This is a genomic window from Frankia sp. RB5 (assembly GCF_059816245.1).
Genome location: NZ_JCBATA010000028.1, coordinates 1 through 11,532, shown reverse-complemented (window position 1 = coordinate 11,532; position 11,532 = coordinate 1). Strand labels below are relative to the sequence as shown.

The window sequence follows — 11,532 nt, the reverse complement described above, 5'->3', positions numbered from 1 at the left end:
GATTAGCTGTTGTACGCCCGCCGCTTGTCCTCCGCGCTGCCCTTGCCTTGGCCGAGCGTCACCACCGACGCCTCCCCGATACCGACCAGCAGCACGGGCGCCGCCTCCGTCGACTCGTCGGACGACCCGACGTCAACCGTCTCCATGTCTGCCCTACCTTTCTCGCGACTCTCGCCGCCTTGTGATCACCCGATGCGGCCGATCCACACCGGGAGTTCCTATGCGACCCGCCGCCGCCAGCCCGCAGAAGAGCGACGCGGGCATAGCACCGCCGAGCACGGTCATGGACCGTTCAGGCCCAGAACACGCCGCCGGCTTATCCACTCCCCATAGCCATCCGGTGTCATGGCCTCCCACACCCGGTGCGACTCCCACAGATCGCCGTGCCACAGCAGCACGTCATGCACCGCCAGCCGCCGGCCCCGCGCCGTCACGTCGGCATCCAGAAGCGGACTACCGTTGACCACCAGGCCGCGCCGGCCCGAGCGCGCCGCGTGCCGCAGACCCACCACCGTCGCCAACCGGGTCGGCAACCGGCCAGCCTCCCGACGGTGCACCGTCACCATCAGAACCCCGGGTTGCATCGCGGAGCACACCGCCGCCTCAACCAGATCCGCCGCCGCGATCGGCCAGAAGTCCGCGCCCAACCCCAACCGGCCGGACTCGTCCGCACACGGCTGCTCCCAGACCAAAACCCCATCCGCGTCCGGAATCGCCATCTCCGGCAGCCACCAGTAACGCCGGTCCCCCGGCCCTTCCCCCTCGATCAGCGTCACCGTACCGACGCTTCCTCATTGTCGGTCACGTACTGCATTGGTACGGCCGTCCACCGTCCGACGCAGTGCGCCCGCGCGTAGTCCCTCGCTGCATCCGCCGAACCGAACGGGCCGATCATGCCCACCACCGCCGCCGGATCGACGCCGAACAGCGCAACACCCCACGCCATCGCACCCCGCCGCACGGTCGGCGCCGGTTGAAGGGTCGTGGACCGGTCTTCCTCCCTGCCCAGAGCCGGCCCCTCGCGACAGCGCCGACGCAGCAGCACGCCTGCCATGACCGGACCTCCTTCTCCGCGTGGTGTGGGGGACCTGCCCGCCCACCGTTACGCGCCCACGCAGCGACGAACGGGCAGGCCGATCAGGGAATCCAGACGGTCCCGGCTTCGGGTGACACCCGGGCGTGCACCATCGCCGCCGCCAGCCGCGCGGAGACATCCTGGTACACGAACGAGATGCGTCGGATCTGGTCGGCGTCCAGCTCACGGACCCCGCTCATCCGATGCCGCACCCAGGTCCGGCCCAACTCCAACGCGTTGTCCGCCCAGCCCGTTAGCAGCATGTCCACCGCTTCGAGCTGGACACTCGACGGTCGTACCGGCCCGTACATGATCCCGTGGACACGGGACACGTCATCCACCATTCGCACCATCAGCGTGTCCGAGTCCGCCGTGTATACCGTGCAGGACTCCACCAGCGACGGTATCTGCTCCGCCGCCAGGCCCACCGCACTGGCGGCGTGCAACTCCCGCGCGAACAACTGACCCGACGGCACCAGCCCGAACGCCGCCGCCGGCAACACGTCCAACATCACATCACTCCCGATCATGCAGAGAAGGGGCTGCCCTACCCGCGGTTGTCTTCGCAGGAGGGAACTCGCGCCGCGGAGGCGTCCCAGTGCACCGCGCGCGCCTGCGGGCCGCGGGTAGGGCAGCGTTCAACGCCACCAGCCCGGGGGGCGAGCTGGTGGCCGTCTTCAGGAACCGTCGACCCGCTGCGACGGAACAACCAGATAGCCGGCGGCGCCAGGCAGGTCACGGCCGTACCTCTCGGCATCGGCCACCGTCGACCACGTGTGGTGAACCACGACCGTGCCATCCGTCCACGTCACAATCACCGCGTACGACACGACCGCGCCCTCCACCACATGATCATCTGCGATGCCCGACCAGCTCACCCCCGGAGCCCGGACAGGAGGGCCCGGAGGCGACACGACGGCCGTCCCCGCTCCCTCCCATCCGGTCGGAGTCCGGTGTAAAGAGGCGCCAGACGCCGCGTACGGGAATGAACTCCGCCCGGTGCCAGCAGACCCCCCAGGCAGCGGCTCCGAGATCATCGGCATCCCTCCCTGTTCGTGGCGGTCTGCTGACCAGCCGGTACCCATATGACACACTCCGCGATGGGCCATGAACAGCCCGAAGTTCTCTCTTGCCCACGCAAGGAGACCAGCGCAAGCGACAGCGCAGGCAAGCAACGTCGCTTGCGCAAGAAAGACTTTCACCAGGAAGGCGACAGGATGGGCGACCACGAGCCGACAGGAGCGCACGCGGACCTTCTCACCCTGATGCGACAGCTCCGCGACGAGGCGGACACGAATCACACGCACATCGCCGAACGGACGGGCTTCTCCCGCCAGCAGGTCTCCGCCGCCTTCACCGGACGTGAGATACCCTCACCCGACCTAGCGGACGCCCTCGATATCGATCTTGGGGGTGCAGGCGACGTCCGGAGACTCCGAGACGTAGCGAGCCGAGAGCGTCAGGCTCGGCGTATCGGCGCCGCCCTGTCCACCCGGCAGCCACCCGCCCAGCCACACAACTCTGCGGAGCCTGTCACAAGCCAGCCGCTCGCTGGACTACGAGAGCCCCGACCGCTCACAGTAAGCACCGGGGACACGATGGAGGAGGTGAGTTCGTCGCGTCGACGCGATCTCCTGGGCACTGGCATCGTCCTTGCCGCAGGCGCCACGGCAGCGGGCACCGCAGATGCGACCACCAGAGCCGCCCGGATCTCCCGCGCCATCGCCGCATCAGCTCCTGACCCTCTCAGCATTGCCCAGCTTCAATACGGCGTACAGCGGCTGTCAGCGATCTACTCGACGACGCCTCCCACCGAGCTTCTCCCGCCCGTCGAGGCCGCGTGGGGCGACGCAGAGACCCGGCTAGAGACACGGGTGTCCGCGACCGACCGCCGCGAACTGGACCTCCTCGCGGGCCAGTATGCCTTCTATCGGGGAAGGATCGCCTTCGACAGCGGAGACGACGAGGGCGCCCTCACCTTCTTCATCCTCGCCGGACAACATGCAGAAGCAGCAGGGCACGCCGTACTCATCGGATCAGTCGCCGTAATGCGATCCGCTATCGCCTTCTTCAACCGCGAGTTCCAGACAGCCGCCGCAATCGCTGCCCAGGCCGAATCACGGGCCGATCCCTACATCGTTCCACTGCTCGCGACGGCACAGGCACGGGCACACGCACTCGGCGGACGCCGCGATGACGCCCTATCCGCCCTTCGAACCATGAATGACAGCGTTTGGACCAGCAAGCCTCTCCCCGGCCCTTCACCTCTGGACGAGGAAGCATCTCAAGCATTTAACGCCGTCGTTCTCGGCTACCTCGGTAAGGGGGAAGCAGCGGAAACACATGCCAGACGATCTCTAGAGATGCTTGCCGGGACTGGTAGGTATCGCTCTACAGCCGGGACACAGCTCGCCCTCTCGCGATCCTTCATCCATCGCACGCATCCGGATCCCGAGCAAGCGGCTCTAGCAGCTTGCGACGCCATGACGACTGTCGCAGGCAAGGAATCGGTGAACGGCCCCACTGTCGGCCGAGCTGCTGGGATACACCGGCAGATCGCCAGCCGCCCGGACTGGGCTCGCCTACCCGCAGTTCGTGATCTTGCCGAGCGCCTCCCCGTCCGCTACGCGCTTCCCCCAGGACAGATTGTGTAGGTGAACGCCTGACCTGCGCGAGCACAACCTAGACACCGCCACTGGAAGTGTGTCGCGAAGTTTCTGTACTGCTTCAAGGCGCGCCAGAGGCGCGCGGCTGTGACCTGCCGCACACGCCAGGCGCGCCACGCCGCCACGCCCGAGCAGCACGCCGCACACGATGGGGCCCCGCCTCCCGCTGGTCGGCACCCCATCGGTGCGGCGGCCGCTCGGGTGTGTCGTGCGTGTCGTCCCTGTCGGAGCGTCAGGCCCCAGCCCAACCTAAAAGCAAAACAGGAGCCTACGGCGCTCAACCATTCCAGGCACGGCCAGGCCCTCACCGACTCCCGCTGGCCACCTCACCATCCCCATTTCCCGCCCCGGAATTGTCCGTTTCCGCAACGGCCGCGTCAAGGGCGCGCATTCGCGCGTCGCAAGCGATCATCGAAGATGACCCTTGACCCAACCGCCGCTCCAACAGTTCGGAAAAGCGCGGGAAACGAAGAAAAAACGCAAGGGTCCCACGTCGCGCTCGCGGCATTTATCGTTTCCCGCCGGCGGATTTCCTCTCGGGAAAGGCGCGGCACCGATTCCCGTTTCACGTGAAACGCCGTAACCGATTCCCGCGTGCCAGGAATCGGTTACGGCGTGCCCACAGCTACAGTCCGGCCCGCTGGCGCGCGCGGCGCGTCATCCGCTCGCAGAGCTGGCCCGACGCCCTCGCCAGCATGCGCAGCCCCCGCAGGTCATCCGTGCAGGCCACCGCCTCCGCGAGCACGGCCAGGCCCCGCAGCGCCGTTGCCCGCCACGCGGAGATCGCGGAATCCATGTCGAGATCCTCCGTGCCGTACTCCTCCGGCCACATCTCCTGAGCACCCGCCTTCAGGCATGCCGCCCCGAACTGTGCCCAGTCCATCGCTCGCAACAGGTAGTGCTCGCTGTCCATCCGCACCAGCGAATCCGCGACCGCTACGGCCGCCTCCACTTCCGTTTCGTGCATCGTCGGCACGGCCACCACCCGGAACCCGCCGTCCGCTGTCACCCACACGTTGCGGAACCACGTACCCTCAGCCCGTACACTGGTCATCGGTTCACTCCTGAGTTCGCAGGGGTCGGACCAGGCCCGGAGTTCGGTGTTCCCGCACCGACCCGGGCCGCTTTCGTTTACAAGACCATCATCGCGAACTTTCTACATGTTGTTGAAGGCCAGGAAACGCCGACGGCCGGCACCCCACCAGGGAGCACCGGCCGCCCGAACCCGCCTGCCTACTACTGCGTGCGCCGCTGCCCACCGGGCCAGCCGTTGACCTGGGAGGCGTACCACTGGCCCGCCATGGTCGCGGCGACCGTCAGCGAGTCCCACCAGCGCGCCGTCACGTCGTACGGCATGTCCTGAGCCACGGTCACCCGCACGTGCCCCGGAAGAATCAACGTCGGCCGCAACACCGAGAACTCCGCCGGCACCCGCGGGAGACACAGCTCGGCATGCTCCGCCGGATGCACGACCAGATCCGCGCCCAGCACCGACCCAGCCATCACAGACCCCCGAGCATCGAACCCAGGTCCGGCAGCGCCCGGAACCGCAGGATCACCGCCGAATCCCCCGGACTCACCCGCCAGTGATCCACAAACAGCACCGGGGGAAGGGTCGCCGTCACGTCGATCAGGTCCCGCAGCGACGCACCCGACGTCATCGTCAGGTCATACACGCCACCAGCCGCAGCGTTGAGGGACACGAACGGACGGCCCTCATACGGATTGCGCCACCCGCCCCGACCCGCCGGGGGAATACTAGCCATCGGTCACTCCTGTTCACCCAGGGATGATCACGGTTCCGGCGGGTGCGCCAACACCCCCGGAACCACCTGCCCCAACAATACAGCGCGGCGCTGCATTGTTCAGGTGAACGGTAGTATTCCCCCGTGGAGGACAAGGAAGACCGCCTGATCGGCTACGCGGACATCGCCGAGCTAGCCGGAGTCAAGCCCTCCACCGTGCGCGGCTACCGCGCCCAGGGACGCCTACCCGAGCCCGACGACCTCTCCGTACCCGACCGGCCCCGCTGGCGCCTCAGCACGATCACGGCATGGATCGCCAGCCGACCCGGACGAGGAGCACGAACCGATCTTCGGGACCCCGCCGAGTAGGGCCAGGAACTAGGGTCGGATAGTGACCTACATCACATCATTCGGTGTACTTCGTGAAACCAGTGCACCGGCATCCCGACCTCGCCGAACATGCACGAGGTCGCGCAGGGCGTCGCCACCGACGCCCGCGTCGTGTACGCGGACAACGACCCGATCGTGCTCGCCCATGCCCGCGCGCTGCTCACCAGCACCCCGCATGGCCGCACCGCCTACCTCGACGCCGATCTGCACGACGTCGAGAGCATCGTGACCGCCCCGGTGCTGCGCGACACGCTCGACCTCACCCGGCCGGTGGCGCTGTCGCTGATCGCCATCTTCCACTTCTTCCCCGACGAGGACGACCCGTACAGCATCGTCCGCCGCCTCCTTGACGCGCTGCCGTCGGGCAGCTACCTGTCGCTGACCCACCTGACCGCCGACTTCGTCCCGGCGGAGATCAACGGCGTCGCGCAGACGTACCAGGCGCAGGGGATCCCGCTGACGCCGCGGACGAGGGACGAGATCGCCCGCTTCTTCGACGGGCTGGAACTGGTCGACCCCGGTCTGGTCGTCCCCTTCCGCTGGCGCCCGGACGGCACCGGCGAGGACATCACCGACGCCGACGCCAGCGGCTGGGGAGCCGTCGCCCGCAAGCCCTGAAGCCCACGCCATCGGTTGTCGGCCAGCTCGCCCGGGACAACGCCGCGCCGGCCGCGCGGCACTGTCCCGTCGGGAACGACGTCGGACCGTCCGGGCCGAAGGGAGCCAGGTGCGCAGAGCGATTCGCTCCGGCGTCTGCTCGACGTCCAGGCCGGCGAGCACCTCGTCCCGGTAGCCGCCCACCGTGCACCACAGCTCGCGCTACCCCCCACCCGAGCCGCCTGGCGGGGCCCGCCGGGCGCGAGGGGCGTGGTCGAAGTCCACGGTGGCCGATCTGTTGCGTAACCCGAAGTACACCGGCTATCAGGTGTTCAACCGGCGGGCGACCCGGTCCCGGCATGGGGCGGTCAACGGGCCGGAGAAGTGGGTGTGGTCATCCGAACCCGTCCACGAACCCTTGATCCCGAAGTGGATGTTCGACGAGTTCAACGCCAACCGGCAGGCCCGGCGCGGCTCTCGCGAGCACAACGAACTCAATCGTCACCCCGCGACCAAACGGACCTACGTGTTCCGGGGCATGATCCACTGCACGTGCGGGCGGCGGATGTTCGGAACCGTTCGCGATCCCAGCGCACCTGTCTGGTACAAGTGCTGGCCCCGAGCGAACAACCGAGGCCGTGACGACAAGTTCACCGAACACCCCAAGAGCGTCCGCATCCGCGAAGACGTCCTTGAGGCCGCGATCGCCGACTTCTACGCCGAACGCGTCTTCGGACGCGACAGAGTCGCCCTCTTGACCGCCGAACTCGCGACCTACGACGACCGGGCCGCCCGGGAACGAGTAGCCGAGCGAGGCCGACTCCAGAAGAAGATCGACGATCTTGATCGCAGGCAGGGAAACCTGCTTCGCCAGGCGCAGGACGGCGACCCCGACGACCCGTTCACCCAGGGACTGCGCAGGAGCTACAACCAGCTCGACGCAGAGCGTAAGGCTGCCCTCGGGAAGATCGAGGATCTTGACGCGGCGGACGAAACCGAACCCGACCGGCCAGGCCAAGACAGCCTCGCCCTGCTCGACGCCCTACCCGAGCTGCACCTCAAGCTCCGCCAGGCGCCGGAAGCGTTGCAGCGACGCCTCTACGAAAGCACTCAGCTCACCGTCCACCTCGATCACGAAAGGCAGGAGGTACACATGATGATCAAGATTCCGGTGGCAGACCTCGACAAGGTTGCCCATCTGGCGGAAGTGACCGCAGCCCCCGGGCCGCACGCGGCAGCCACTGGGCATCCACGGCGCGTAGATGCTGTACGTACCCCTCGTGGAGCGACTTTCGAGCCAGACATACCAGACGCAACTGGATCAACTGTACCGGAAATCACTCACCGTGATCACTGATGCACCCCAGGCTAGGGAACCGGCCGCCCCATCGATTTGCCGCTGCGGATGCGGCGAAGCTGTGGAACCGTCGCGCCATTTCGTAAGCCAAGCTCATCAGGTGGTGTAGCTACGGACACAGCGATATGCGGGAAAGAACTGCGGCCTGCGCGAAGACACGGCCACGACACCCCCGGAGTCGCGCGAAACATAGAAAATGGCTACCCCAAGCCAAAATCCAAGAATTACAAGGCTTGGCGGCGCCTCACCCCGGAGTAACAATATATGGCATGGAAGCCAAACGCCGACCCTTGAGCCGAGAGGCGAAACGTCATCCCCGGCACGGACGGGATGGTGTATATGCCTTCGACGTCAAGCACTGGTTGATTGGCTGGGGCCTGACACAGATCACCGTGATCTGGCACGAAGGCGGGTGGCGGCTGAAGGACACGCAGCGGGCCGCCCTCGGGGAACTACATGCTGCCCTGAAGGATCTGCACCTTGAGGTATGCGATGGGAGCCGGGAGAACTGTCCGGCATATGTGGGCGAGAAGGAGGAGTTTGGGGCGGGGCGTAGAAGATAGGGCGGTATCGGAGTTGTGTGGCACAGCCCGCGACGATCAGACGAGTACCGCTGAGAATGCGGGGCGGATTTCATCAAGCCAGGAGTCCAGCGGTTCGATGGGCCACCCGGAATAACTCGCGAACAGCCTCATGGCTTGGTGGAAGCCAAGGGCGGCGGTGGCGGCTAGGCGGGCGAAATACTCGTCATCGTCGGCCACTCCCACCCGGTAATCTTTCTTGCCGTCGGGGCGGGTGGTTGCCACGAGTAGTTCCTGTATCGCATGGGCTGTGGGATGGGCCGCAGCGCACAGGTACTTGTAAAGACCCCTACCGAAAGCGCGGTCCCCGATGATGACCCCGAAGCCCGCAATTGCTTTGTCTGTATGAGGCCTCCGCTCTCCAGCAAGTTTTAAGATATCACCACTATCTTGATCACACTGGATTTCGCTAGAGTAAAAAATCTTCTTTGCTTGCGCTTGCCTAAGATCATATTCCCCGCGTGCGCGATCCCGGTCTTTGGAATCGCCGAAACTCGACGCGACCCCAGACCATGATCTAGAACTTGCCAGCCCCTCAAGCTGGCCGCGAGCTATCCGCCTGCGGGCATTGCCAAGGCGCGGGTCGAGGATCCAGCTTGCGTAAGCGAGATGTTCGAGGGTGCTACGGATCAGCGCGGGAGCGGTGAGAGCCAGATCATCGGTCTCAGCATAGAGAAACAGCTTACCAAGACTACTGACCTGCCGGGCAGCCGTAATGAGATAGAGGCAGCTGTAACCAACGGCTCCAGTGAGGAACTCTGGACTCCAGCCTCCACCGGGCCCGGATTGGCTTCTTGTGGCTTCGGCATCGCGGTCGGCGGGCGAACCCCGTAGCCAGCCCCAGCCATGTTCCGCGATGACCGCGTCGAAGTACCGGCGGCTGGTGAAGAGAGCGTCGGATAGCTGGAGATGTTGATTGCTCATCTCATCCTTGAAGAAGGTATGGAGGCAGCTGCTGAGAGCCGGACGTGTGGGTCTTTACCGAATCTCTGAATACTATCCGGAAGAAGATCAGCAGGCGCGAGGTCGCCTTGGTCGCCCGCAGTATCGTTGAACAATACAAAGCTGGTGACGTTGATCTTATTTACGCTGCCCCCCTCAACCTACAGCCTTGTTATCCCGCGCCTGAGCGAGGACGAGGGCGGGCCCGTCGTTTGTGGACTCGCTCGCTATGGCGCTTAATGATCAGTACCATACTGAGTTCGTCTTCGGCTTTGACGATGCGTTTCGCAAGCACGGTTACCGCCACCGACCGCTGGATCGTAGCCCGAAGTCTAGACGTGCTTCTTAGCGTGGCTCCGGGTTCTAGCGGGACACCTGGAGAACTTGAGCCTCGGCTCAATACCCAGCTCCCTGCACCGCCTCGCCCAATCATCGATCTTCTGCTTGAGAATGATGGAGTCAATTTCCGAGATCTTAGAGATGGGAGTCGTACGAGCGAAGATAAACCACAGACAGTAAGCCTTGACCTCCTGGTCCAGCTTCTTGAGATTGGCGTTATTGCGGATGATCTCAAGCGTGAGATTCGCCTGGTCGCAGACATACCCAACCTTCTGGGCTGGGCCGCGCTTCACGGCGTACACGGTACTGTCACGCAGAAGATCCCAGGCTTCAACTTTGGTTGAGGCGCTCGTTACGATTACCGAGAAATCCTTGTCAGCGTTGACGTACCCGACCTTACCGGCTGCTTCGTTGAAGGCACCCTCTTCGCCGATGATGTATTGAAAATCTGGTTCAGTGGCTTCAAGAAAGATACCATCAACTGATGCGTGCAGTTGGTCTAGGTAATCTTCATTGAAACTCCTCCAGTGGCCCTGGGTCAGCATGACATTTTCGCCATCAACCACGAAGTCGAGCGACGCCTTGAGCGTGCCGGAGTACGGCTTTTGGCCTTCGTTTTCCACCCGCAAGCGGATGTCCAGGATCTTATCTTTGGGGATTCCTTGCTCCTGTATGTAGGTTCGCAAGTCTTCTATTCCAAGTTCACCGTCGCCAACTTCAAGCTTCTTGTATCCGCGACAGGTAAGCGTAAATCGTTCGTTTCCTCGGAAGACAAAATCTACCCCTACGACGTCGTGGCCCTCATGAGTGAACTGAGCGTCTTCGCTCCCGCCGGTGATGGCTCCGAGGAGAAGGGCATCGTAGCGGGCAACTTCATCGGGGTCTGTGATTGTGGTGGTACGAGGCAGCGTGAATCGAGCTTCTTGCGTGAGGGCATCATCGATATTGTCGAATAGATCGCCGATTCCGTCTTTCTCGATTGGTGCGTTGAGGAGAATCGAGGAACCGAACTTCGCAGAGCGACCGAACTGCGCTTGGTAGTCAAGCGCTATTTCTGTCTGGAGGTACTCGACGGCCTCTCCACTTTCCAGATCCAGGGCCGTTCCGCGGGCTAGGCTTCTGATCTGCTTCTTGCGTTTGCTATTGAACCGACGCACGGAGGTCTGAAGCGTGTTACTATCATCACCAATTCGCTTAACAATCTCAATGCCAAAGTCGTGATCGCAAAACTGGCGGATATAGAAATGCGCCTTGCCGTAACTCAGGGCATAGCATTTGTCGTCTTTTTCAAAGATGTACGCGGAGAAGTAGATGAGATTCATAGGAAGATTATTGTCCTCAAAGTACTCTGCGTACGTCGCAACCCACGGGATCGGGGCTGGTTCCGGATTCTCAAGGAAGTAGAAAGCGCTCTGCCATCCCGACATCTCGCCCTGATGGATGACCTTGAGCCCGACGTCCCCGAGCTTCACCTTGAGAGCCGCCACACCCTCGGTCGGAACAGAGAAGATGTTGAGTTTCATGCTCGCCTGCCGCCTGACACCACTGCCCGCGCCCCCGCGTTAGATCATCACTATCATTTGGTACAGTGATCCCTCTTGTAGTGCTTGTCAAGCTGTTTGTTTAAAGCGACCGGACAGGGCATCTGGCAGGACGGCCGCTCTCGACCGTCTCCAGGCCTCAACTCTCATCATCAATCCGCTACCTCTCCACGTGTCCATTCACGGGTGCGCGCTCCAGCACCCCCGGTTTTGATGTTGTTTTAGGCGGTGGTCAGGGCGGGCGCGGTGGCGCGGGGGGCGGGTAGCCAGGGCTGGCCTGCGAGGGCCATCTGGATGGC

The 11,532-nt window shown here is 64.1% G+C and carries 13 protein-coding genes and 1 pseudogene; 4 read left to right on the top strand and 10 right to left on the bottom strand.

Annotated elements, in window-relative coordinates; translation table 11 throughout:
* Window positions 1–2: 2 nt before the first annotated feature.
* The 5 genes from AC6EXY_RS16635 to AC6EXY_RS16615 all read right to left on the bottom strand — a co-directional run bounded on the left by AC6EXY_RS16635 (window position 3) and on the right by AC6EXY_RS16615 (window position 1,953).
* Window positions 3–146, bottom strand: coding sequence for an albusnodin family lasso peptide (locus AC6EXY_RS16635; RefSeq protein WP_499816980.1), 144 nt, complete (start codon window positions 144–146; stop codon window positions 3–5).
* A 135-nt stretch (window positions 147–281) separates the two neighbouring features.
* Complete coding sequence (locus tag AC6EXY_RS16630; RefSeq protein ID WP_499816981.1) at window positions 282–776, bottom strand: hypothetical protein; 495 nt, start codon at window positions 774–776, stop codon at window positions 282–284.
* Complete coding sequence (locus AC6EXY_RS16625) at window positions 773–1,054, bottom strand: hypothetical protein (RefSeq protein ID WP_499816982.1); 282 nt, start codon at window positions 1,052–1,054, stop codon at window positions 773–775. The genes AC6EXY_RS16630 and AC6EXY_RS16625 overlap by 4 nt, the downstream gene beginning before the upstream one ends.
* Window positions 1,055–1,137: 83 nt before the next feature.
* The gene (locus AC6EXY_RS16620) at window positions 1,138–1,587 is read right to left on the bottom strand and encodes a hypothetical protein (protein ID WP_499816983.1); all 450 of its coding nucleotides are present in this window, start codon (window positions 1,585–1,587) and stop codon (window positions 1,138–1,140) included.
* A gap of 165 nt (window positions 1,588–1,752) precedes the next feature.
* The gene (locus AC6EXY_RS16615; protein WP_499816984.1) at window positions 1,753–1,953 is read right to left on the bottom strand and encodes a hypothetical protein; all 201 of its coding nucleotides are present in this window, start codon (window positions 1,951–1,953) and stop codon (window positions 1,753–1,755) included.
* Window positions 1,954–2,292: 339 nt separating this feature from the next.
* On the opposite strand from AC6EXY_RS16615, the gene AC6EXY_RS16610 reads away from it, so the two are divergent.
* On the top strand, window positions 2,293–3,729 hold the full coding sequence (locus AC6EXY_RS16610) for a helix-turn-helix domain-containing protein (protein WP_499816985.1): 1,437 nt from the start codon (window positions 2,293–2,295) through the stop codon (window positions 3,727–3,729).
* 637 nt (window positions 3,730–4,366) lie between these two features.
* Here AC6EXY_RS16610 and AC6EXY_RS16605 read toward each other — a convergent pair.
* From AC6EXY_RS16605 to AC6EXY_RS16595, 3 genes are all read right to left on the bottom strand, one after another.
* Window positions 4,367–4,795 (bottom strand): hypothetical protein, encoded by a 429-nt coding sequence (locus tag AC6EXY_RS16605; protein WP_499816986.1) that lies wholly within the window; start codon window positions 4,793–4,795, stop codon window positions 4,367–4,369.
* A gap of 182 nt (window positions 4,796–4,977) precedes the next feature.
* Entirely contained in the window at window positions 4,978–5,244 is a 267-nt protein-coding gene (locus AC6EXY_RS16600; protein ID WP_499816987.1) for an energy transducer TonB, read from the bottom strand.
* Complete coding sequence (locus tag AC6EXY_RS16595) at window positions 5,244–5,507, bottom strand: hypothetical protein (protein WP_499816988.1); 264 nt, start codon at window positions 5,505–5,507, stop codon at window positions 5,244–5,246. Before AC6EXY_RS16595 ends, AC6EXY_RS16600 begins: the two co-directional genes overlap by 1 nt.
* 123 nt (window positions 5,508–5,630) lie before the next feature.
* On the opposite strand from AC6EXY_RS16595, the gene AC6EXY_RS16590 reads away from it, so the two are divergent.
* The 3 genes and pseudogenes from AC6EXY_RS16590 to AC6EXY_RS16580 all read left to right on the top strand — a co-directional run bounded on the left by AC6EXY_RS16590 (window position 5,631) and on the right by AC6EXY_RS16580 (window position 7,830).
* Window positions 5,631–5,855 carry a helix-turn-helix transcriptional regulator gene (locus tag AC6EXY_RS16590; protein ID WP_499816989.1) on the top strand — a complete coding sequence of 75 codons (225 nt, stop codon included), beginning with the start codon at window positions 5,631–5,633 and terminating at the stop codon, window positions 5,853–5,855.
* A gap of 66 nt (window positions 5,856–5,921) precedes the next feature.
* Window positions 5,922–6,494, top strand: a pseudogene (locus AC6EXY_RS16585) (SAM-dependent methyltransferase); the annotation flags it as partial.
* A gap of 184 nt (window positions 6,495–6,678) precedes the next feature.
* Window positions 6,679–7,830: a recombinase family protein gene (locus tag AC6EXY_RS16580; protein WP_279354596.1), complete on the top strand. Its 1,152-nt coding sequence runs from the start codon at window positions 6,679–6,681 to the stop codon at window positions 7,828–7,830.
* 599 nt (window positions 7,831–8,429) lie between these two features.
* Here AC6EXY_RS16580 and AC6EXY_RS16575 read toward each other — a convergent pair.
* Window positions 8,430–9,335, bottom strand: coding sequence for a hypothetical protein (locus AC6EXY_RS16575; protein WP_133150595.1), 906 nt, complete (start codon window positions 9,333–9,335; stop codon window positions 8,430–8,432).
* A gap of 350 nt (window positions 9,336–9,685) precedes the next feature.
* Entirely contained in the window at window positions 9,686–11,215 is a 1,530-nt protein-coding gene (locus AC6EXY_RS16570; RefSeq protein ID WP_499816990.1) for a DUF6119 family protein, read from the bottom strand.
* Window positions 11,216–11,532: the final 317 nt, after the last annotated feature.

Bases quoted from the DNA above. Each gene is read 5' to 3' on its own strand.
- AC6EXY_RS16635 (WP_499816980.1), bottom strand. From the start codon at position 146: ATGGAGACGGTTGACGTCGGGTCGTCCGACGAGTCGACGGAGGCGGCG.
- AC6EXY_RS16625 (WP_499816982.1), bottom strand. From the start codon at position 1,054: ATGGCAGGCGTGCTGCTGCGTCGGCGCTGTCGCGAGGGGCCGGCTCTG.
- AC6EXY_RS16620 (WP_499816983.1), bottom strand. From the start codon at position 1,587: ATGTTGGACGTGTTGCCGGCGGCGGCGTTCGGGCTGGTGCCGTCGGGT.
- AC6EXY_RS16610 (WP_499816985.1), top strand. From the start codon at position 2,293: ATGGGCGACCACGAGCCGACAGGAGCGCACGCGGACCTTCTCACCCTG.
- AC6EXY_RS16605 (WP_499816986.1), bottom strand. From the start codon at position 4,795: ATGACCAGTGTACGGGCTGAGGGTACGTGGTTCCGCAACGTGTGGGTG.
- AC6EXY_RS16600 (WP_499816987.1), bottom strand. From the start codon at position 5,244: ATGGCTGGGTCGGTGCTGGGCGCGGATCTGGTCGTGCATCCGGCGGAG.
- AC6EXY_RS16595 (WP_499816988.1), bottom strand. From the start codon at position 5,507: ATGGCTAGTATTCCCCCGGCGGGTCGGGGCGGGTGGCGCAATCCGTAT.
- AC6EXY_RS16575 (WP_133150595.1), bottom strand. From the start codon at position 9,335: ATGAGCAATCAACATCTCCAGCTATCCGACGCTCTCTTCACCAGCCGC.
- AC6EXY_RS16570 (WP_499816990.1), bottom strand. From the start codon at position 11,215: ATGAAACTCAACATCTTCTCTGTTCCGACCGAGGGTGTGGCGGCTCTC.